General features: G+C 44.8%; 18 protein-coding genes. 12 read left to right on the top strand and 6 right to left on the bottom strand.

Annotated elements, in window-relative coordinates; genetic code table 11:
* Window positions 1–12 precede the first annotated feature (12 nt).
* From Q9R36_RS03765 to Q9R36_RS03745, 5 genes are all read left to right on the top strand, one after another.
* Entirely contained in the window at window positions 13–1,830 is a 1,818-nt protein-coding gene (locus Q9R36_RS03765) for an ABC transporter ATP-binding protein (RefSeq protein ID WP_311224552.1), read from the top strand.
* A gap of 458 nt (window positions 1,831–2,288) precedes the next feature.
* The gene (locus Q9R36_RS03760) at window positions 2,289–3,194 is read left to right on the top strand and encodes a DUF4349 domain-containing protein (protein WP_248137315.1); all 906 of its coding nucleotides are present in this window, start codon (window positions 2,289–2,291) and stop codon (window positions 3,192–3,194) included.
* A 228-nt stretch (window positions 3,195–3,422) separates the two neighbouring features.
* Window positions 3,423–4,769, top strand: a complete 1,347-nt coding sequence (locus Q9R36_RS03755; protein ID WP_022543667.1) for a cytochrome ubiquinol oxidase subunit I — start codon at window positions 3,423–3,425, stop codon at window positions 4,767–4,769.
* Window positions 4,770–4,789: 20 nt separating this feature from the next.
* The gene (locus tag Q9R36_RS03750; RefSeq protein ID WP_101550712.1) at window positions 4,790–5,803 is read left to right on the top strand and encodes a cytochrome d ubiquinol oxidase subunit II; all 1,014 of its coding nucleotides are present in this window, start codon (window positions 4,790–4,792) and stop codon (window positions 5,801–5,803) included.
* Between the two features lie 64 nt (window positions 5,804–5,867).
* Window positions 5,868–6,527, top strand: a complete 660-nt coding sequence (locus tag Q9R36_RS03745; RefSeq protein ID WP_022543668.1) for a potassium channel family protein — start codon at window positions 5,868–5,870, stop codon at window positions 6,525–6,527.
* Window positions 6,528–6,632: 105 nt separating this feature from the next.
* Here Q9R36_RS03745 and rnjA read toward each other — a convergent pair whose 3' ends face one another.
* Together rnjA and Q9R36_RS03735 are read right to left on the bottom strand one after the other, a co-directional pair.
* Window positions 6,633–8,300: a ribonuclease J1 gene (rnjA, locus tag Q9R36_RS03740; protein WP_009794332.1), complete on the bottom strand. Its 1,668-nt coding sequence runs from the start codon at window positions 8,298–8,300 to the stop codon at window positions 6,633–6,635.
* Window positions 8,301–8,306: 6 nt separating this feature from the next.
* Window positions 8,307–8,516 (bottom strand): DNA-dependent RNA polymerase subunit epsilon, encoded by a 210-nt coding sequence (locus Q9R36_RS03735; protein WP_022543669.1) that lies wholly within the window; start codon window positions 8,514–8,516, stop codon window positions 8,307–8,309.
* A gap of 916 nt (window positions 8,517–9,432) precedes the next feature.
* Here Q9R36_RS03735 and Q9R36_RS03730 point away from each other — a divergent pair.
* Complete coding sequence (locus tag Q9R36_RS03730) at window positions 9,433–10,365, top strand: DMT family transporter (protein WP_311224551.1); 933 nt, start codon at window positions 9,433–9,435, stop codon at window positions 10,363–10,365.
* Between the two features lie 3 nt (window positions 10,366–10,368).
* Window positions 10,369–11,139 (top strand): Cof-type HAD-IIB family hydrolase, encoded by a 771-nt coding sequence (locus Q9R36_RS03725; RefSeq protein ID WP_009791085.1) that lies wholly within the window; start codon window positions 10,369–10,371, stop codon window positions 11,137–11,139.
* 42 nt (window positions 11,140–11,181) lie between these two features.
* Here Q9R36_RS03725 and def read toward each other — a convergent pair whose 3' ends face one another.
* Together def and Q9R36_RS03715 are read right to left on the bottom strand one after the other, a co-directional pair.
* Window positions 11,182–11,736: a peptide deformylase gene (gene def / locus Q9R36_RS03720; protein WP_009791086.1), complete on the bottom strand. Its 555-nt coding sequence runs from the start codon at window positions 11,734–11,736 to the stop codon at window positions 11,182–11,184.
* A gap of 182 nt (window positions 11,737–11,918) precedes the next feature.
* Window positions 11,919–12,053 carry a YjcZ family sporulation protein gene (locus Q9R36_RS03715; RefSeq protein ID WP_009791087.1) on the bottom strand — a complete coding sequence of 45 codons (135 nt, stop codon included), beginning with the start codon at window positions 12,051–12,053 and terminating at the stop codon, window positions 11,919–11,921.
* Between the two features lie 271 nt (window positions 12,054–12,324).
* On the opposite strand from Q9R36_RS03715, the gene Q9R36_RS03710 reads away from it, so the two are divergent.
* The 5 genes from Q9R36_RS03710 (at window position 12,325) to lpdA (ending at window position 18,503) form a co-directional block, all read left to right on the top strand.
* Window positions 12,325–12,993, top strand: coding sequence for a YkyA family protein (locus Q9R36_RS03710; RefSeq protein ID WP_224950157.1), 669 nt, complete (start codon window positions 12,325–12,327; stop codon window positions 12,991–12,993).
* Between the two features lie 574 nt (window positions 12,994–13,567).
* Complete coding sequence (gene pdhA / locus Q9R36_RS03705; protein WP_009791090.1) at window positions 13,568–14,683, top strand: pyruvate dehydrogenase (acetyl-transferring) E1 component subunit alpha; 1,116 nt, start codon at window positions 13,568–13,570, stop codon at window positions 14,681–14,683.
* A gap of 3 nt (window positions 14,684–14,686) precedes the next feature.
* Window positions 14,687–15,664 (top strand): alpha-ketoacid dehydrogenase subunit beta, encoded by a 978-nt coding sequence (locus tag Q9R36_RS03700; RefSeq protein WP_009791091.1) that lies wholly within the window; start codon window positions 14,687–14,689, stop codon window positions 15,662–15,664.
* A gap of 84 nt (window positions 15,665–15,748) precedes the next feature.
* Window positions 15,749–17,089 carry a dihydrolipoamide acetyltransferase family protein gene (locus Q9R36_RS03695; RefSeq protein ID WP_148950217.1) on the top strand — a complete coding sequence of 447 codons (1,341 nt, stop codon included), beginning with the start codon at window positions 15,749–15,751 and terminating at the stop codon, window positions 17,087–17,089.
* A gap of 4 nt (window positions 17,090–17,093) precedes the next feature.
* Entirely contained in the window at window positions 17,094–18,503 is a 1,410-nt protein-coding gene (gene lpdA / locus Q9R36_RS03690; RefSeq protein ID WP_009791093.1) for a dihydrolipoyl dehydrogenase, read from the top strand.
* A gap of 65 nt (window positions 18,504–18,568) precedes the next feature.
* On the opposite strand, the gene Q9R36_RS03685 is transcribed toward lpdA, so the two are convergent.
* The gene (locus Q9R36_RS03685) at window positions 18,569–18,949 is read right to left on the bottom strand and encodes a hypothetical protein (RefSeq protein ID WP_022543673.1); all 381 of its coding nucleotides are present in this window, start codon (window positions 18,947–18,949) and stop codon (window positions 18,569–18,571) included.
* Window positions 18,950–19,782: 833 nt separating this feature from the next.
* On the bottom strand, window positions 19,783–21,315 hold the full coding sequence (locus Q9R36_RS03680; RefSeq protein ID WP_094768877.1) for a glycine betaine uptake BCCT transporter: 1,533 nt from the start codon (window positions 21,313–21,315) through the stop codon (window positions 19,783–19,785).
* Window positions 21,316–21,360 lie beyond the last annotated feature (45 nt).

Here is a 21,360-nt window from a genome sequence, read left to right as displayed (position 1 = left end):
GGAGGGGTGAGCTTGAAGGAGACAGCAAAAGAAACAGTATTGAAAAGATTCCATTACTCAACAGATGATGTCATTGAAAAACCGTTTAACTGGAAGCAGATGTTCCGGCTGTTCAGCTATATGAAGCCGTACCGCAAGAAGCTGCTCCCTTTGTCGATCCTTATGGTATTGATCACGACTGCAGTTAGATTGATCATCCCGATTATGATCGGGGTTTATACACTTGATAAGGCGCTGAAGGACAAAGACACAGGGCTGCTCACTACCCTCGTCATTATCATTGCTGCCTTATATACGAGTTCTTATATAGCTAATATTTTCAGGATCAAATGGATGAATGCCCTTGGCCAGAATGTTATCTATGATTTAAGGAAGCATTTATTCGCCCATGTCCAGACCCTGTCACACCGTTTCTTTGATCAGCGGTCTGCAGGATCCATCCTTGTGAGGATCATGAATGATATCAACTCCCTGCAGGAACTGTTTACAAACGGTGTCATTAACCTGCTGATGGACCTTATATTGCTTTGCGGCATTTTTGTCATCCTGTTCACGTTAAGCCCGCAGCTGACATTGGCCATTATGGTCATTCTGCCGATCATGTTTTTTATCTCGACGAGCCTGCGCAGGAATATCAGGAGGTCCTGGCAGACGGTAAGGCTGAAGCAGTCAAAGCTCAACTCCCATTTGAATGAGAGTCTGCAGGGGATCAGGGTTACCCAGTCGTTTACACAGGAAAAAGAAAATATGATGTTTTTTGATGGTGTGAACAACGAGAATTTCGAAAGCTGGAGGCAGGCTTCACAAAAAAATGCCATGTTCAGGCCGCTTGTAGAATTGACCAATGCTTTCGGTACTGCAGCACTGATCTGGTATGGAGCCCACTTGATACAGAATGGCAGCATCACCATCGGTGTGTTCGTATCTTTTGCTTTTTATCTGGGAATGTTCTGGGAGCCGATTTCAAGGCTGGGTATGGTCTATAACCAGCTTCTGATGGGTATGGCCTCATCTGAGCGGATCTTCGAATTCCTTGATGAAAAACCGATCGTGTCAGAATCTGAAAATGCGATTGTCCTGGATGATATGAAGGGCCAGATTCAATTTAAGGATGCAGAGTTCTCCTATGATTCCAAGAGAACGGCATTAAACAGGATCAATCTGGAAATAAAAGCAGGCCAGACTGCTGCCCTGGTCGGCCATACCGGGTCAGGAAAAACAACCATTGCGAATCTGATCAGCCGTTTTTATGATCCTACCGAAGGAGCGGTTTTGATTGACGGTCATAATTTAAGGGATGTTTCATTAAAGAGCCTGCGGGCTAAAATCAGCGTAGTGCTGCAGGATACTTTTATTTTTTCCGGTACAATTGCAGAAAATATCCGCTTCGGCAGGCCGGATGCCTCTGAGGAAGAAGTAATCCGTGCGGCCGAGGCAGTCGGAGCAGCTGATTTCATCCGCAATCTCCCTAAAGGCTATGAGACAGAAGTTGAGGAAAGGGGAAATATTCTCTCAGTCGGAGAAAGGCAGCTTCTATCCTTTGCAAGGGCACTACTCGCCGATCCGCGCATCCTGATTCTTGATGAAGCAACTGCCAGCATTGATACCGAAACCGAAATGAGGATACAGGAAGCCCTTAAAACCCTTTTAAAGGGAAGGACAGCCATCATCATTGCCCACAGATTGTCAACCATACGCGATGCTGACAAAATCTTCGTACTGGACCATGGCAGCATCCTTGAAGAAGGAAGCCACGAAGAACTGATGGACAAAAAAGGCCAATACTTCCAGCTGGTAAAAGCACAATTTACAATGCTGGATGCTATATAGAAATGCGGAAAAGCCTCGATCAGCCCCGACAAGCATAAGACGAGCAGGACGGAAGGTTGTTCTTTAACCTTCTGGCCTGATTGGCTTATGACTCGAGGGGCTAGGCTTTGGAGCTGGACAGAAAGAAAAGCGGAGGCGGCTTGCCCAGAGCCGACAAGCATAAGATGCGGCAGAATAAAAGGCGTTCTTTGCCTTTAATTCTGGCGTGGCTTATGACTCGAGGCTCTAGCCGCCGGAGCTGGACAGGAAGAAATGCGGAAAAGCCTCGATCACTAAGGAACGCAGACTAAGAACGCCACGTCCTGTGGCAACGCCTGCATAATTCGCTTTATATTCATTGAAAAAAAGTCACCATTTGGTGGCTTTTTGTGTTATTTGTAATAATCTTCATGAAAATGTAACTTTTCTGCAATCTTTGCGTCTGCTAATAAAAGAGCCGATTTTAAGGGGGATATGTTATGAAGTGGAAAGTGGTGCTATTCATATGTTTGAGCTCGATGATTCTCTTCGGCTGCAGCAGCGGAGAAAGCAAAAGTGAACAAGCTTCCGATTCAGCTGGCAAATCTGAGAGTTCATATGAAAAAGCTGAGTCTGCCGCTGAGTCAGCTGAACAGGATGCTGGGTCAGAGATAAGCAGCGGCGGGAACGAAGCAAAGGGGGCGGATCAGAGTACAGCGGCTGATAGGATGGTTATTTACAACGCAGAATTGGATCTTAGGGTAAAGGACTTCATGAAAGCACAAACAGCACTCGAGTCAAAAGCGGCCCAATACGGCGGGTTCATTGTGGAATCCAGCAGTTATCGGGATGATGAGAGGCAGCTTAGCGGTACACTGGTGATCAGAATCCCCCAGAAGAACTTTAATCAATTCTTGAATGATGCTGAAGGTACAGCCTCTAAAGTGGATAACAGACATGTAAGCGGCCAGGACGTGACAGAAGAATATGTGGATTTGGAGTCCCGCCTGCGGTCCAAGAGAGTTGTTGAAGAGCGGCTGATCTCTTTTATGGAAAAGGCTGAAAAAACTGAAGATCTGCTAAAGATTTCACAGGACCTTGCCGGAATTCAAGAGGAAATCGAACAGCTGGCCGGAAGAATCAACTATTTGAAGAACCAGACTGATTTTTCGACTGTAACGGTCAGCCTCTATGAGGATCAGACCCCTTCAATCGATAAAACCGATTTGAAAACGTGGGAGAGAACGAAAGAGCAGTTTACAGAAAGTCTTAGCTTCCTGCTTTCTGCATTTTCCGGGCTGTTTGTGTTCGTAGCCGGGAACCTTCCTGTGCTTATGCTCCTTGGAGTTATTGGGGTCATTTGCTATATAACTTACAGGAAATATAGACAGAAAAAGGATTCATGACCGAAAGACGCCGGAATGTGGTACATTCCGGCTTTTTCTTTTGAATTTGCACAAGCGGCTGGGATATTTTCAGGCTTTCTTTACATTTGAATAAGATTGCATCCATATGAATTAGGGTAAAAGACAGTCTGAAGCAGCTGAGGATAATGGACATACATACGGAATGAAAATGCTCTTATGGAGCCAAAGAAGCAAAAAATGAAAATATAGATGTCTGGAGGCTGGAAGATGGAATTGGATAGTGTCACATTGAGCAGGATGCTCACTTCTTTAACTCTTGCTTTTCATATTATTTTTGCCACCATCGGCGTTGGTGTGCCTGTGCTGATATCAGCAGCTGAATTCATTGGGATCAGGAAAAAGGATGATCATTATATCCTCCTGGCACGCAGATGGGCAAGGGGCTTCACCATCACAGTGGCGGTCGGGGTAGTAACCGGGACCTGCATCGGCTTACAGCTTTCTCTTTTATGGCCGAGCTTTATGCAGATTGCAGGCCATGTAATCAGCCTGCCGCTCTTCATGGAAACTTTTGCTTTCTTTTTTGAAGCCATCTTCCTGGGCATCTACCTTTATACATGGGACCGGTTCAAAAAGCCGCTTCATCATTGGCTGCTTTCAATACCCGTCATCATCGGCTCTTCTGCTTCTGCATTTTTCATTACTACGGTTAATGCATTTATGAATACTCCGCAGGGATTCAAGCTTGAAGGCAGGACCATCACGGAGATTGACCCGCTCGCTGCTATGTTCAATCCGGCAACCCCGTCAAAGGTGCTGCATGTCCTTACATCGTCATATATGACAGCTGCTTTCATACTGGCGAGCCTCGCTGCCTTTGCCATTCTGAGGGGCAGGGGGTCTGAATATCACCGGAAAGCACTGAAGCTTACAATGATTTGCGGTCTGCTTTTTTCTCTGGCAACTGCCATTGCAGGTGATATTTCAGCAAAATTCCTTGCAAAAGAGCAGCCGGAAAAATTGGCTGCAGCTGAATGGCATTTCGAAACAGAAAAAGGCGCTGATCTGATCGTCTTTGGGACGATTGATGAAAACAATGAAATAAGGAATGAAATCCGTATACCAAATGCACTGAGCTTCCTTGCAGGCAGCTCCTTTGATACAGAAGTGATTGGCCTGAATGAATTTCCGGAAGATGAGCGGCCTCCGCTATGGATCCACTATCTGTTTGATTCGATGGTTTCAATCGGCTTCTTTGCTCTCGGCATTTCTGCGCTGTTTGTCTTTCTGTCATATTGGAAAAAGGCTAACCCTTTTAAAAAGTGGCTGCTGTTCCTCATTGTCTGCTCAGGGCCTCTATCCATGCTCGCAATCGAATTCGGCTGGATCTATGCCGAGGTCGGCAGACAGCCCTGGATATTAAGAGGCTATATGAAGGTGGCGGAGGGGGCTACACAGGCAGATAATGTGGGCGTGACCTTCTTGATGTTTTTAGCTTTGTACATTGTATTGGGGATCATCACAGTCACTGTGCTGCTTAAAATGTTCAGAAATAAGCCGGCACAAGCCGAATTTAATGACCGTTTCCCGGACTCTCCGGGCATAGGCCAATAAACTGGGAAGGGGTGGGAGACATGAGCATTGAAATCCTTGGCATAACGGTTCTCTGGGTATTTCTCTATGGATATGTTATTGTGGCATCAATCGATTTTGGAGCCGGTTTTTTTGCTTATTATGGACGGGTCACAGGGAAGGAGCATGTGATCAGCCACATTATCAGCAGATATCTATCTCCTGTATGGGAAGTGACCAATGTCTTTTTTGTTTTCTTCTTTGTCGGGCTGGTCGGCTTTTTTCCGGATGCAGCCTATTATTATGGAACTGCTTTGCTGATACCCGGAAGCATTGCCCTGATCCTCCTTGCCATTAGAGGATCATTCTATGCATTCGGGAATTATGGCTCAAAGGACAATTCGTTTTATCTGTTTCTTTATGGCGCAACGGGCCTGCTGATACCCGCAGCACTGTCGACGGCATTGACGATTTCTGAAGGGGGATTTATTGAAGAACAGGGAAATAAGGTCATTTTCCTTGCCGGAGAGCTTGTAAGCTCCCCTTATTCCTGGTCTGTGGTGATTCTTGCCATTGTATCGGTGCTCTTTATCAGTGCTGTATTTCTTACTTATTATGCAGACAGGGCTGGAGACACTCCAGCAAGGGATCTGCTGAGGACGTTTGCCCTGTTCTGGAGTCCGCCAACCATTCTTGCCAGCTTCCTTGTCTTTGCTTCATTAAGGGAGCATAATGAGCGCCATTTCAATAATGCTTTAGAGATTTGGTGGATGTTTGGCTTATCGCTTCTCTGTTTTCTGGCCGCTATGCTGATGGTTTATAAGAAAAAGAGATTTGGGACCAGTTTTATCCTGGTTATGCTTCAATTCTTTTTTGCCTTTTTCGGATATGGCGCTTCCCATCTCCCTTACATCCTTGACCCGTTCATAACGATCTATTCAGGTTATACAAATCCTGAAATGGGGATGGCGCTGGTTGCGGCATTTATAGCAGGGCTGCTGCTCCTCATCCCGTCATTGATCCTCTTGATGAGGCTGTTCCTGTTTAATGCCGATTATGTTAAGGGTGAAAAGTGAATGCTACTAAGAGTTAAGCTATGATAAAATAGAGACGAACTTTGAAACTGCTGGAGGAATATCCGTGAAAAAAGAATTTGCCGTAATAGGTTTAGGACGGTTTGGAGGAAGTATTTGCAGGGCGCTCGCAGAAGAGGGCATGGAGGTAATGGCAATCGACAATGATGAGGACAGGGTGAACGAATTTGCACTGATTGCATCTCATGCCGTTGTCGGGGATACCACCGATGAAAATGTTCTTAAAAGTCTGGGCATCAGGAATTTCGATCATGTCATTGTCGCCATTGGTGACAATATCCAGGCCAGCATCCTTACAACGTTGATTCTAAAGGAAATCGGTGTGAACAAGATTACTGTAAAAGCGCAAAATGATTATCATGAGAAAGTCCTGCGCAAAATTGGAGCAGACCATGTTGTCCATCCTGAAAGGGATATGGGCAGAAGAATTGCCCATAATATTGTCTCCAACAATGTACTGGATTATCTTGAACTTTCAGATGAACACAGTATCGTGGAGATTGTGGCCAGCGATAAGCTTGGCGGAAATTCGATTATCGATTTGGATGTCCGTGCCAATTATGGCATCAATATTGTTGCGATTAAAAGAAAAAATGAAATCATCGTATCCCCGCAGGCAAATGAAGTGATACGGGAAGATGATATCCTCATCGTTATTGGAGCAGATGTTGATATCAACCGCTTTGAGAAGAAGCTGATGGCTTAACCCAAGCCCCGGCAGGACCTGCGAAAACGGCAGATGTCCATTGACTGCTTGTAAAATGGAAAAAGCACTCACAAATATTTGTGAGTGCTTTTTTAATATGGTTTATTACACTTCCATAATGATCGGAAGGATCATTGGACGGCGCTTTGTTTTTTCATAAAGGAAAGGTGATAGTGTGTCAGTAATTTCATTTTTAATTTCAGACCACTGTGTCGTTTTTCTTTCCATGACCTTGTTCAGATGCTTAGAGATCAAGGATTGGGCATCGCTGATCAAGTCGCCTGATTCACGCATGTAGACGAAGCCGCGGGAAATGATATCAGGACCTGCGGAAATCTTAAAGTCTTTCATGTTGATGCTGACTACGACAACGACCAGACCTTCCTCAGAAAGGATCCTGCGGTCTCTGAGGACGATATTTCCGATGTCACCCACACCGCTTCCGTCGATATATACAGAACCTGAAGGAATCTTTCCTGCCACCTGAGCGGTATCCTCGCTCAGGGCCAGAACTTCTCCATTGTCCATTATAAAGCAGTTTTCTTCAGGAATGCCGCAATCTATCGCAAGTTTAGAGTGCATTTTCTGCATTCTGTACTCTCCGTGGATCGGCATGAAGAATTTCGGCTTGATCAGACGAAGCATCAGTTTTTGCTCCTGCTGGCCGCCATGCCCGGAAGTATGGATGTCGTTCAGCGGACCGTGAATGACTTCTGCACCTGCACGGGACAGCATGTTGATTGTTCTGCTGACACTGATCGTATTTCCCGGAATAGGAGAAGATGAGAACACTACTGTATCACCTGGGTTGATCTGGATCTGGCGGTGTGTTCCATTGGCAATCCGTGATAGGGCTGCCATAGGCTCTCCCTGGCTTCCTGTGCAAAGGATGGTAACCTGGTTGGCTGGGAGCCTGTTGATCTGCTGTGCGTCTATGAATACATCCTTAGGAGCGCTTATATAGCCAAGCTCCCGCCCGATGTTGATCGCAGCTTCCATGCTCCGGCCAAAAACAGCCACTTTTCTGCCATTGGTCACAGCAGCCTCGATAACCTGCTGAAGGCGGTGGATATTAGAAGCGAATGTCGCAAAAATAATCCGTCCATCCACTTTGCGGAAAATGTCATGAATGCTTTCTCCTACACGGCGTTCAGACATAGTGAAATTAGGAATTTCACTGTTGGTGCTGTCAGAAAGGAGGCATAGGACACCATCCTTGCCGATCTCTGCCATTTTTGTAAGGTTCGCAGGCTCCCCGACAGGAGTGAAGTCAAACTTGAAATCCCCGGTATGGACTACCTGCCCCGGCGGAGTTTTCACTACGACCCCATATGAATCAGGGATGCTGTGTGTAGTCCGGAAGAAAGTGACAGAAGTTTTTCGGAATTTGATAATATCATCTTCCTTGATTTCAATCATTCTTGTCTTTCTCAAGAGGCCATGCTCTTCCAGCTTATTGCGAAGAAGGCCAAGGGCGAGCTTACCGCCGTACACAGGAATATTCACCTGTCTTAATAGATAAGGAATGCCGCCGATATGGTCTTCATGTCCGTGCGTAATGAAGAGGCCTTTGATTTTGTCTTCGTTTTTAACTAAATACGTATAATCAGGGATTACATAATCAATTCCCAGAAGCTCATCCTCAGGGAATTTAATGCCAGCATCGATCAGGATGATTTCATCCTGGAACTGGACTGCATAAGTGTTTTTGCCGATTTCCCCAAGTCCTCCAAGGGCAAATACAGCTGTTTGATCGTTCTTGACAAATTTCATAAATTATCAGATCTCCAATACTTTAAAGTCTTCGTTTCTTTTTTCATATTCCAGGTAATCGCCTTCAACAGGGACTACGAGTTCAATGTTATAGTGTTTGTCCGCCAGCTTCGTACGTACATCTTTCGGGGAATCTCCATCAACATAAACGGTTTTCGTTTTTTCCCTCACTGGGACTTCTTTAATGGATTCCTGGTAATAAACTTTAAAAATCATCATAAATCGCTCCTTAATCCGATATAACTTTTTCTATTATATAAAAAAATAACATGTTTTTCATGTTTTTTCTTTTAAAAGAACATAAAGCACAGCTTTCCCTTATATTTCCGGGGGATAACGAACGCCCCAAAAAGGAATTTTCAGTTTGTTGATTTACACTGTCCACCGCCCTGTCGTGTTATCTTCAGAGGTCCGTGGAGAGGCTTTTCCGCTGTTTCATTGTCCGGCTCCGGCGGCTAGAGCCTCGAGTCATAAGCCACGCCAGAATTAAAGGCAAAGAAAGCCTTTTATTCTGCGGCGTCTTATGCTGGGCCCACAGGATGTGGGTCATGCAGGCGTTGCCACAGGACGTGGCGTTCTTAGTCTGCATTCCTTTGCGACCAAGGCTTTTCCGCATTTCCCATTGTCCAGCTCCAGTGGCTAGAGCCTCGAGTCATAAGCCACCCAAGAATTAAAGGCAAAGAACGCCTTTTATTCTTGCGCGTCTTATGCTTGTCGGCTCTGGGCAAGCCACTTCCGCATTTCTATGTAACCTTTATACAATTTACCTTAAAGAAGGAGCCCTTCGCAAGTTTGAAGGGCTCTGGGGTTATGCGATCGATTTTTTGCGAAGCATGTCTTTCCACTGTTTCAGGAGCTTTTTGCGCAGCTTCTTTAACATAGTGGATCATCTCCTTACTTCCTATTTTAACCCAACCTTGTCCAATGTAAAGGATTACAATTACTGCTGCCGAACACAACCGTTTTTTTGGGGGGCATTAAGAAAGCCGCCTTTTCTTCTATTATATGATGAAAAGGCCAAAAATCTCATGGATAATGATGGAATAATGTTAAATATGCTGGATTGACATTTAGCATTTCAAGGGTTAGCTTTTAACAGAGTGAAAGTTATCTTGGAAAGAAGAGTGGAAAAATGGGTAAGCTTTATAGTGCGCTGATCACTCTAAGTCTGATTTGGGGCACATCATTCCTTTTTATTAAAATTCTGCTCCATGATCTGGGCCCTGAGGCGGTTGTCTTCGGCAGATGCCTATTTGGTGCAGCAGCATTGTGGGGGATCAGCTTTATTAAAAGAGAAAAGATTCAGTGGAAACGCCTGCCTTTCAGGTTGCTGATCCTGGTCGGGCTCATCAATAATGCACTTCCCTGGTATTTTATTTCTAAAAGCGAGACGGCCATTTCATCGAGTATGGCCTCCGTCATTAATGCCACTACACCGATCTGGACGATCATCATTGGGTGGCTTTTCTTCGGTTCAAAGCTCCGGAAAAGCCAGTGGGCCGGTATTATGATCGGATTCTTCGGTATTTTTATTCTCAGCGGTTTCCGGACCGGGGATTTGGCAGAGGGGAATACCGCAGGAATCGTATTCATGTCTATGGCAGCATTCTGCTATGGATTAGGGACCCATCTGTCCAAAAAGTATCTCGAGGGCGTTTCCGTCCTTCAGATTTCCCTTTTTACGCTTACATCAGCCGCCCTGGCAAGCGGCCTGTATACCGGGATTGCATCTCCTTCCAGCATCCCGCTTCTTTTTGCGCCGGAAAGACTCGGTTCTCTAGTTATACTCGGCGCCCTGGGCTCGGGCGCAGCCTATCTGCTATACTATTTCCTTGTACAGAAGGGAAGCCCGGAGTTTGCCTCCCTCGTCACCTATATCGTCCCCGTATCGGCAATCGCATGGGGGTACTTTCTCCTTGGCGAGCATATTAAGCCAGGGATGGCTGTTGGCCTGGCTGTCATCTTTCTGGGAATATATATTTCCTCCTATAAAGTCAAGAGGGAAAAGAAACAAGATCTGCCTGGCTGCTTAAGAATGCAGTCCGTGCAAATGGAAAGGAAGTAAAAAATGAAGAAAATTGTTTTTTTTGATATTGATGGAACACTGCTGGACCACGGCAAAAACCTTCCGGTAAAAACGAAGGAAGCAATCAGGCTCCTTCAGGAAAAGGGGGTATTTACGGCAATCGCGACCGGCCGTGCTCCTTTCATGTATGAAAGTCTCCGGGAAGAGCTGGGCATTGATTCTTATGTCAGCTTTAATGGCCAGTACGTGGTGTTCGAGAATGAACCGATCTATGCCAATCCTTTGGACACAAAAGAGCTGGAAAGGCTTTTAGAACATGGAAAAAGGAATGGGCATCCGCTCGTTTTTATGAACGAATCAACCATGAAATCAAGTGTGCCGCACCATCCCCATATTGAGGAAAGCCTTGGCACACTTAAGTTCCCGCATCCTGAGAAAGATGAAAGCTTTTATAATGGGCGGGAAATCTACCAGTCCCTTATTTTTATGGATGACAGTCTCGAACAGGAGTATCGCGAAGGATACGGGAAATTCCATTTCATCAGATGGCATCCCCATTCCGTCGATGTCCTTCCTGCCGGGGGCTCAAAAGCGGAGGGCATAAAGAAAATGATCAGCCGTCTCGGCTTTGCAATTGAGGATGTGTATGCATTCGGAGATGGCTTGAATGACATTGAAATGCTCCAGGCCGTCGGCACGGGGGTTGCCATGGGCAATGCTGAAGAAGAAGTGAAGCGCCATGCGGACCATATCACCTCAGATGTCGGGGAAGACGGAATCTGGAACGGTTTGAAAAAGCTTGGTTTGATATAAGAAAAAAGAAGCAGGCAAAGGGGCCTGCTTCTCCTTTTAGGATTACCTTTCAATCGGGAGGGCATCTTTCATTATTTCAAACGGGTTTTCCTTATTGATATGGTCATAGAACATGACTCCGTTCAGATGATCGATTTCATGCTGAAAAACGATTGCCGGTAGGCCTCTCAGCCTTAGTTTCACTTCTCTGCCGTCTATATCAAAGGCTTTGAGGGTAATCCTTGCATAGCGCGGAACAAACCCGGGAAAAGGCTCATCGACTGAGAGACATCCTTCTCCGGACGTTAAAAAGGCTTTCTCGACCGAATGGCTGACGATTTTCGGGTTGAAAAGTGCAAAGCTGTACAGTTTCCCATCTGTATCAGTCACATGGACTGCAATCATTCTCTTCAGGCAGTCAATCTGCGGGGCGGCAAGCCCAATTCCAGGCCTCAGCCCATACTTTTCAGCCAGGGCAGGATTTTGGCTGTTTCTTACATATTCCATCATTTCGGCAAGAGTCTGTTTATCTTCGGCAGAAGGGGGCATAGGCACCTCTTCAGCCGTTTTCCTGAGGGATGGGTGGCCATCCCGGATAATATCCGCCACTGTTATCATTAAAAATCCACTCCTGTGCATGCCTTTTTCGGCAGAAATTTATTATAATATGTTTTAACCGCTGTGCTGGCGGGTAAGTGATTAAAGTTCAGGGAGCTATATGTACGTCAATAGTCTAACAGACATAAAGAAAAAAGTTAATAAAGAAAAGGTGCTCTGTCGAAGCACCTTTTCGGCTTGTATTAGAATTTCCAGCAGGAACAGCCTACAATAATAAGAAGAATGAAGAGAACGACAATTAAAGCAAATCCTCTTCCGTAGCCAGCTCCGCCTACAGGGTAGCCGCAGCCGTAACCGTATCCACCATAACCATACATAAGGATAACCTCCCTGAAATAAAGTATCGTCCCCTACATATTTATAAGTTTTATGGACGATTTACTATAGCCTATGAAAGAAGGAAAAAATGGTGTAGGCCGCTGCCCAGTCATAAATGAAAAGAATGAAGAATATGTATCTTTATGGCATTATCCTGCTGAATTCTAATTAAATGGTTGGACAAGCTTTTTCATAAAAATTAATGAAGAATCTTGGACCACACCTATATGCAGCTTATATGCAGCAGCTATTTTCCACTTAGGGGGTTTAATGATGTCCGTTATCAGAAAGAAAAAAGTACTGGCTGTATTATTTTTAAGTTTGTTTGTGCTCGGGGGATGCATGAACAAGGAGACACCAGGTGAAAAAGCCTACAGCCTTCTGGAGAAAACTGCAGAAGCAGAAGACGGGTTTGAAAAGCAGCAGGACCCGCTTGTTAAACTGGAAAAGCAGGAAAAAGAACTTTATGATCAGATCATTGCGCTGGGCATGAAGGAATTTGACCAAATTAAAAAGCTGTCAGATGAAGCCCTTGAAGCCGTGGGGAAGAGGGAAGAGCTCATGAATAAAGAGCAGGAGAGCATTGAATCCTCCAAAGAAGAATTTGCACCTCTTGAGGATATCATCCCTGACATTGAAGATAAGGAAGCAAAAGAAAGTGCTGAGGAACTGTACAAAGTGATGATGGACCGTTACAGCGTCCATGATGAACTATACAGTGAATATAAGAAGGGCCTTGAACTGGACAAAGAGCTGTATTCGCTGTTCAAGAAGGAAGACCTGACAATGGAGCAGCTGGAAGCCCAGATTGAAAAAATCAATCAATCCTATGAGCAGCTGACGGTCCATAATAAAGAATTTAATGAGCTGACAAAAAAATATAATGAAATAAAATTATCCTTCTATAAGCAGGCTGGTGTAGAGGTTGCTGCTGAGTAAACATAAGCATAGAGTCAACGCCTGTTAAAAGGGGAATATTCGAGAAGTCTTTCGGTCAGATGATGCCGAAAGACTTTTTTGCTGGACACAAAGTATTTTTTTAAAATAATTCTTCCTAAATAATTCTTCTCTTGTTATAACACATCCTGTTAAAAAGCTGCTTTTTTATAGTACAGTTAATAAGGACTTATTAATACAGTTTTTTAAAATACTCGAAATAATTTTTGGAAAATAGGTTTAAATAATTGACTGTAACGGATTTCTTATAATAAAATGAGTAAGGTGATTTCATTGCTTGTATCAGTGAGACATATATAATTCAATGATACAGAAAATGATTGTAAAGAAATATCAGAATAGACGTTTTTTCCGGAGGCATCTGTGGAAAACTAAGTAAAACTATGTTTTGCAGCTGTCAAAGGATGAGCCGGACAGTTTTTTTGCATGTACGGCTAAATTTAATAGGGAAAAAACAAAAGCAGATTTCTAAGATGAATTCATTTTGGGTATTCTAAGCTTTGTGTATTTATCTCTTAAAATAATGTCTTTTTAATGAAAGGAAAGGGTGACAAAGATGGCTTCTAAAACGAAGAAAGCACAATTGGATGCTACTAAAGCGCTTGAGGCGGTAGAAGAGCAGTTTGAAATGTTTCAAATATTGAATGAAGAAGGCGAAGTCGTAAATGAAGCGGCAATGCCTGAATTAAGCGATGAGCAGCTTCAGGAATTGATGCGCCGCATGGTATACACTCGTATTCTTGATCAGCGTTCCATCTCTCTAAACAGACAGGGGCGCCTTGGATTCTATGCGCCGACAGCAGGACAGGAAGCTTCACAGCTTGCTTCACAGTTTGCTCTTGAGAAGGAAGACTTCATCCTTCCGGGATACCGCGATGTTCCTCAAATGATCTGGCACGGCCTGCCGCTGTATCAGGCATTCTTGTTCTCACGCGGACATTTCCACGGCAACCAGATGCCTGAAGGTGTGAATACAATTTCACCTCAAATCATCATCGGCGCTCAGATCATCCAGGCTGCAGGTGTGGCTCTTGGGATGAAGAAGCGCGGTGCCGGTTCAGTAGCTATTACATACACTGGCGACGGCGGAGCTTCACAAGGTGATTTCTACGAAGGTCTTAACTTTGCAGGGGCATTTAAGGCTCCAGCGATCTTTGTTGTTCAAAACAACCGCTTTGCGATTTCCACTCCGGTAGAAAAGCAATCAGCGGCTAAGACTGTAGCTCAAAAAGCAGTCGCAGCAGGTATCCCTGGAGTTCAGGTAGACGGAATGGATCCCCTTGCTGTATATGCAGCAGTCAGCGATGCCCGCAAACGTGCAGTAAACGGCGAAGGCCCGACTCTGATTGAAACGATGACATACCGCTATGGCCCGCATACAATGGCTGGCGATGATCCGACTCGCTACCGTACAACGGACCTTGACAACGAATGGGAAAAGAAGGATCCTTTAGTCCGTTTCCGCAAATTCCTTGAAAACAAGGGCATCTGGAACGAAGAAAAGGAAAACGAAGTAATCGACCAGGCTAAAGAAGATATCAAAGAAGCAATCAAGAAAGCTGACGGTTATCCGAAGCAGAAAGTAACAGACTTCATGGAGAACATGTATGAAGAAATGCCTCGTAACCTTAAAGAACAATATGAAATTTACCAAGCAAAGGAGTCGAAGTAAGCGATGGCGCAAATGACAATGATCCAGGCAATCACCGATGCGTTGCGCACAGAAATGCGCAATGATCCGAACGTACTTGTGTTCGGTGAAGACGTAGGCGTTAACGGCGGTGTATTCCGTGCTACGGAAGGTCTTCAGAAAGAGTTCGGCGAAGACCGCGTATTCGATACTCCACTTGCTGAATCTGGAATTGGCGGTTTAGCAATTGGTCTTGGCCTTCAGGGCTTCCGTCCAGTGCCGGAAATCCAATTCTTCGGATTTGTGTTCGAAGTAATGGACTCAATCGCCGGCCAAATGGCGCGTATGCGCTACCGTTCAGGCGGCAGATACCATTCTCCTGTCACTGTGCGTTCTCCTTTCGGGGGCGGAGTGCATACTCCGGAACTTCACTCTGACAGCCTTGAAGGGCTGATGACTCAATCACCAGGTCTAAAGGTGGTTGTGCCTTCAACTCCTTACGATGCAAAAGGACTTCTGATTTCATCTATCCGTGACAACGATCCGGTTATTTTCCTTGAGCATCTTAAGCTATACCGTGCATTCCGTGAAGAGGTGCCTGAAGAAGAATACACAATTCCTCTTGGCAAGGCTGATGTGAAGCGTGAAGGTTCAGACCTTTCCATCATCACATACGGAGCAATGGTTCATGAATCATTAAAAGCAGCAGAAGAACTTGAAAAAGAAGGCTATTCAGTAGAAGTAGTAGACCTTCGTACAATCGCACCGCTGGACCTTGAAACAATCATTGCCTCTGTAGAGAAAACAGGCCGTGCCATTGTGGTCCAGGAAGCACAGAAGCAGGCAGGCGTAGCTGCTCAGGTTGTTGCTGAAATCAATGAAAGAGCGATTCTCAGCCTGGAAGCTCCAGTTCTCCGCGTAGCAGCACCTGATACTGTCTATGCTTTCTCTCAAGCAGAAACAATCTGGCTGCCAAACTACAAAGATGTACTGGAAACAGCTAAAAAAGTACTTACTTTCTAATAGATCAATTTTTTAATGGGAGAGGGAAGTTTTTTCTCCCTTTCCTGCATCATCACTCAATTTACTAACAGGAAGGTGAACCCATTGTCATTCCAATTCAGATTACCTGATATCGGTGAAGGTATCCACGAAGGTGAAATCGTAAAATGGTTTATTAAACCAGGCGATAAAGTTCAAGAAGATGACGTATTGTGCGAAGTGCAAAACGATAAATCAGTAGTAGAAATTCCATCCCCAGTTGAAGGGACTGTTGAAGAGGTCCACATCAGCGAAGGAACAGTTGCTACTGTTGGACAAGTGCTCGTATCTTTTGACGCACCGGGGTATGAGGATTTACAATTTAAAGGTGAACACGGTGATGAAGCGCCGGCAGAAAAAACGGAAGCACAGGTTCAATCAACAATGGAAGCTGGCCAGGATGTGAAGAAGGAAGAAGCTCCTGGACAGGAAGACGCCGGTAAAGGCACAGTTATTTCCCAGCCCGATGTTGATCCTGACCGCAGAATTATCGCTATGCCATCAGTGCGCAAGTTCGCACGCGACAAAGGCGTTGATATCCGCCAGGTAGCAGGCAGCGGTAAAAACGGACGTGTGCTGAAGGAAGATATTGAATCATTCTTGAACGGAGGCTCTCAAGCACCTGCTCAGGAAGCACCACAGGCAGAGGCAGCTAAGGAAGAAGCAGCAGCACCAGCGGCAGCAGCAGCAGCTCCTCAAGGCCAATATCCGGAAACCCGCGAGAAAATGAGCGGAATCCGCAAAGCAATTGCAAAAGCTATGGTTAACTCCAAGCAGACTGCACCGCATGTTACATTAATGGATGAAATCGATGTAACAAAACTGGTAGCACACCGTAAGAAATTCAAGGAAGTTGCAGCAAACAAAGGCATCAAGCTTACATTCCTGCCTTATGTGGTAAAGGCATTGACTAGTGCATTGCGTGAATTCCCGGCGCTCAACACGTCAATTGACGATGCTGCTGGCGAAATCATCCACAAGCATTACTACAACATTGGAATTGCTGCTGATACAGAGAAAGGCCTGCTTGTTCCTGTCGTGAAGGATGCTGACCGCAAATCTACATTTGCTATCTCTGATGAAATCAACAGCCTGGCAACCAAGGCCCGTGACGGCAAGCTTGCTGCGGATGAAATGAAAGGCGCTTCTTGCACAATTACCAATATCGGCTCTGCGGGCGGACAATGGTTTACACCTGTCATCAATCATCCTGAAGTAGCGATCCTGGGAATTGGCCGCATCGCTGAAAAGCCTGTAGTGAAAGATGGAGAAATCGTTGCAGCACCAGTTCTTGCACTTTCTTTAAGCTTTGACCACAGAATCATCGATGGCGCAACAGCACAAAATGCATTAAACCACATCAAGCGTTTACTCAACGATCCAGAACTATTGTTAATGGAGGCGTAATTAAATGGTAGTTGGAGATTTCCCTATTGAAACAGATACTATAGTAATCGGTGCAGGTCCTGGAGGCTATGTTGCCGCTATCCGCGCAGCACAGCTTGGACAAAAAGTAACAATCGTTGAAAGAGGAACTCTTGGAGGCGTCTGCCTGAATGTCGGCTGTATCCCTTCAAAGGCTTTGATTTCAGCTGGACACCGCTATGAACATGCTAAGCATTCAGAAGAAATGGGCATTTCAGCGGAAAATGTGAAAGTAGATTTCACAAAGGTACAGGAATGGAAAGCCGGAGTTGTCAAGAAGCTTACTGGCGGTGTTGAAGGCCTTCTTAAAGGAAACAAGGTAGAGATCGCACGCGGAGAAGCTTTCTTCGTTGATGCAAATACTCTGAAAGTAATGGATGAGAAGTCTTCCCAGACTTACACTTTCAAGAATGCAATCGTTGCGACAGGTTCACGCCCAATCGAACTGCCTGCATTCAAATATTCAAAGCGCGTGCTTGATTCAACAGGCGCACTGGCTCTTGAAGAAGTTCCTGAGAAGATCGTTGTCATCGGCGGCGGCTACATCGGAACCGAGCTTGGCGGAGCTTACGCTAACTTCGGTACTGAAGTGACCATCCTTGAAGGAACTGATGAGATCCTGAACGGATTTGAAAAGCAAATGTCTTCATTGGTTAAAAAGAACCTGAAGAAAAAAGGCGCTAACATCATCACTAATGCCCTTGCAAAAGGTGTTGAAGAAACTGACAGCGGTGTAACAGTCAAGTATGAAGTAAAAGGCGAAGAAAAATCTGTTGAAGCTGATTATGTCTTCGTTATGGTGGGACGCCGTCCAAATACTGACGAGCTTGGCCTTGAGCAGGCGGGCGTTGAAATGTCAGACCGCGGCATCATCAAGATCGACAAGCAGTGCCGTACAAGCGTAAGCAACATCTACGCTATAGGTGACATTGTTGAAGGACCTCCATTGGCTCACAAAGCTTCTTATGAAGGTAAAATCGCAGCTGAAGCAATCGCTGGCCACAATTCTGAGATCGACTATCTTGGAATCCCTGCAGTTGTATTCTCTGATCCTGAACTGGCTTCAGTGGGTTACACTGAGCAGCAGGCTAAAGAAGAAGGAATTGCAGTCAATGCTGCCAAATTCCCATTTGCAGCAAATGGCCGTGCCCTTGCTTTAAACAGCACTGACGGTTTCGTGAAGCTGATCACACGCAAAGAAGATGACCTTGTCATCGGTGCGCAAATTGCTGGTGCAAATGCATCTGACATGATTGCTGAACTTGGCCTTGCCATTGAAGCAGGCATGACTGCTGAAGACTTGGCTATGACTATCCATGCTCACCCAACACTTGGCGAGATCACTATGGAAGCAGCTGAAGTTGCCCTTGGAAGCCCAATTCACATCATTAAATAATTTGTGACTGCATGCAGGACTTATAAAGAGAAAGACCTTTCCTCACAAAAGAGGGAAGGTCTTTTTTATGTGCCGGTCCTAAGTGCTTTAGACAGCGGTTCAATGATTTTGTCTTTTGATGCATCGCCATTCACTTTTGCTGTAATCCTGTTCTGGTGCAAAACTAAAATGGCCGGGCATCCTTTAAGTTCGAATGTACTATAATACTTTTTCGCCTTGGCAGCCGTTATGACTTTCATTTTCTTCATTTCATCTGGAAATTCCTTTTTCAATTCTATGATTGCATCATAATATGGTGCTTCATTTTGATAGTCAGATTCATCTGTAAAGAAAATCACCTGCTTTTGCGAGCTATCAAGCATTAAATCATCAGCAGCTTTCGTCTTGCTGCAGGAAACGGTCAATATCATAAAAGAAGCTAACAGCAAAAAACGGAAACTCTTCATTTATGCTCACCTTTTCTTCTCTTAATGTGTTAAAAGCTGTAAATAATTTCGTCATAATAGCCCATATTTTAACATAATAAATAGTAATATCTCCGCTTGTCACCCAATTGTTACAAAATTGAAAAATACCCGGCCGGAGTGGTACATATAATACATATAAGCCTGGATTACAAGCAAACATATGAAGGGAATATATATTGCAATTGGCGGTGTTTATATGAAGACTTATTCGGTGATCATGATCCAGCTGATTATATGGAGCGGCTATACTTTTTTGGAGTGGCTTTCTAAGCATGACCATCCAGTTTATAATGTTCTCATGTTTTTTGTATTTTTCTATCTTGCTGTTATTTTGGGTAATTTCATCATAAAATCACCGAAGAGAACTTTTATGGTCACTATGCTGTCTTTGGGGCTGTATGGTTGCTTTCAGGCGGCTCTGGCATTTATTCATTATTGAGAGTACCTGGTGGTAGTTGAACGGAATTTATAAGGCAGCCTGCAGACTTTCCTTTCTAGGGTAAAATGGGAGGACCACTTGAAGATATAAGGTGATGGCAGCATGGGCAGCTAGGACCACTATTCTTGGGAAAAGAAAAAATAGCGGTCCCAGCCAGTTGAGCTAGAACCACTATTCTTAGGAAATAGAAAAAATAGCGGTTCCAGCCAGTTGAGCTAGAACCACTATTCTTAGGAAATAGGAAAATAGCGGTCCCAGCAGATCACCTGTAGCCGCACTTTTGAAAAAATCACAAACGCAGCAGGATAACAATGCTATATAAAAATACACCAACCAAAAAAGCTTCGGGATAAATCATCCCGAAGCTTTTCTATTATGCAGATTTTTGCTGTTTTTCTTTTGTATCGCTCACATTTTCTTCTTTTAAGGCTTTCATCAGTGAAACTACAATCAGGAGCATAATAACTGTAAATGGCAGGGCGGCAATAATAGACGCACGCTGCAATGCTTCAAGGCCGCCTGTCCACAGAAGTATGGCTGCAGAAGCAGATTGGATAATGCCCCATACAAATTTAACTTTATTTGGCGGGTTCAGGCTTCCGTTCGTCGTTTGCATGCCAAGCACGAAGGTTGCCGAGTCCGCTGAAGTGATGAAGAAGGTGCTGATAAGGAAGATGGCAAGCAAGGACAGCACCATTGATAACGGGAAGTGCTCAAAGACAGCAAATAAAGCGATCTCCATGCCATTCTCGGTCATCGTATCCATGATTGGCGTATTTTCAAAGAATTCGAGGAAAATACCGGTTCCTCCAAATACTGAAAACCAAAGCGCACCGAATAATGTTGGTACAGCAAGGACACCGATGACAAACTCCCTGATGGTCCTGCCTTTTGAAATCCGTGCAATGAAGGTTCCCACAAATGGAGCCCATGCAATCCACCAGGCCCAATAGAAAATGGTCCAATCCTGGAACCATGTCAGTTCCTGATCAAACGGGCTGAGCCTGAAGCTCATGGATGGCAGGTTCTGCAAGTAAGAACCGATAGTAGTGGTGAATAGATCCATAATAAAATTGGTAGGCCCTACAAACAGCATGAATAGCAGCAGAAGAATGGCCAGGATGATATTAAGATTGCTCAAGTATTTAATGCCTTTATTAAGCCCTGTCTGGGCCGAAAGCATAAATAATACCGTGACAGCGGCTATAATGATCATCTGTGTCCCGATGCCGTTGCTGACGCCGCTGAACACATGTGACAGGCCGCCGCTTATTTGAATGGCACCCAGTCCCAGTGAAGTGGCTACACCGAAGACAGTTGCAAATACTGCGATGAAATTGATTAGTACACCAAGCATTCCGTCAACTTTATCCCCTAAGATGGGACGGAGAATGGAGCTGATGACCCCTGGAGCCCCTTTCCTGAACTGAAAGTAAGCCAAAGCAAGGGCTATCACTGCATAGATGGCCCAAGGGTGGAGTCCCCAGTGGAAAAAGGAATATCTCATGGCTGTTCTGGCAGAATCCGGCGTTTCTCCGTCGCCGAATGGCGGATCGAAATAATGATACATAGGCTCTGCAGCTCCCCAGAATACAAGGCCTATCCCCATTCCTGCACTGAACAGCATCGCAAACCAGGTTAAATAACCGAATTCGGGCTGCTCATTATCTTTCCCTAAACGAATGTTTCCATACTTTGTGAAAATAAGTACAATAGCAAAAATTAAAAAGATCGAGGCTGACAGCATATAAAACCAGCCAAATTTCTCAAGGATGAATCCTTGAACATTTTGTGTAACAACGTCTAAATTTGCATTGGGCAATATCCTTTTTGGAATAAGCCCCCAGATAATAAATAATACAGTTACGATAACTGATACCCAAAAAACTGGTGTCAGTTTCTTCATCCAATCCCTCCAAATCAAATCATACATATGTGCAGGCTCAGCCAT

The organism is Bacillus sp. AG4(2022) (assembly GCF_031844465.1).
Classification (GTDB): Bacteria; Bacillota; Bacilli; order Bacillales; family Cytobacillaceae; genus Bacillus_AB; species Bacillus_AB infantis.
Note: the sequence above shows the minus strand (reverse complement) of the source record. Positions and strands in the feature narration are given on the sequence as shown.

What these genes read in the sequence shown, in the direction of transcription:
- Q9R36_RS03760 (WP_248137315.1), top strand. Translation starts at nt 2,289, where the DNA reads ATGAAGTGGAAAGTGGTGCTATTCATATGTTTGAGCTCGATGATTCTC.
- Q9R36_RS03755 (WP_022543667.1), top strand. Translation starts at nt 3,423, where the DNA reads ATGGAATTGGATAGTGTCACATTGAGCAGGATGCTCACTTCTTTAACT.
- Q9R36_RS03750 (WP_101550712.1), top strand. Translation starts at nt 4,790, where the DNA reads ATGAGCATTGAAATCCTTGGCATAACGGTTCTCTGGGTATTTCTCTAT.
- rnjA (WP_009794332.1), bottom strand. Translation starts at nt 8,300, where the DNA reads ATGAAATTTGTCAAGAACGATCAAACAGCTGTATTTGCCCTTGGAGGA.
- Q9R36_RS03735 (WP_022543669.1), bottom strand. Translation starts at nt 8,516, where the DNA reads ATGATTTTTAAAGTTTATTACCAGGAATCCATTAAAGAAGTCCCAGTG.
- Q9R36_RS03730 (WP_311224551.1), top strand. Translation starts at nt 9,433, where the DNA reads ATGGGTAAGCTTTATAGTGCGCTGATCACTCTAAGTCTGATTTGGGGC.
- Q9R36_RS03725 (WP_009791085.1), top strand. Translation starts at nt 10,369, where the DNA reads ATGAAGAAAATTGTTTTTTTTGATATTGATGGAACACTGCTGGACCAC.
- def (WP_009791086.1), bottom strand. Translation starts at nt 11,736, where the DNA reads ATGATAACAGTGGCGGATATTATCCGGGATGGCCACCCATCCCTCAGG.
- Q9R36_RS03715 (WP_009791087.1), bottom strand. Translation starts at nt 12,053, where the DNA reads ATGTATGGTTATGGTGGATACGGTTACGGCTGCGGCTACCCTGTAGGC.
- Q9R36_RS03710 (WP_224950157.1), top strand. Translation starts at nt 12,325, where the DNA reads ATGATGTCCGTTATCAGAAAGAAAAAAGTACTGGCTGTATTATTTTTA.
- pdhA (WP_009791090.1), top strand. Translation starts at nt 13,568, where the DNA reads ATGGCTTCTAAAACGAAGAAAGCACAATTGGATGCTACTAAAGCGCTT.
- Q9R36_RS03700 (WP_009791091.1), top strand. Translation starts at nt 14,687, where the DNA reads ATGGCGCAAATGACAATGATCCAGGCAATCACCGATGCGTTGCGCACA.
- lpdA (WP_009791093.1), top strand. Translation starts at nt 17,094, where the DNA reads ATGGTAGTTGGAGATTTCCCTATTGAAACAGATACTATAGTAATCGGT.
- Q9R36_RS03685 (WP_022543673.1), bottom strand. Translation starts at nt 18,949, where the DNA reads ATGAAGAGTTTCCGTTTTTTGCTGTTAGCTTCTTTTATGATATTGACC.
- Q9R36_RS03680 (WP_094768877.1), bottom strand. Translation starts at nt 21,315, where the DNA reads ATGAAGAAACTGACACCAGTTTTTTGGGTATCAGTTATCGTAACTGTA.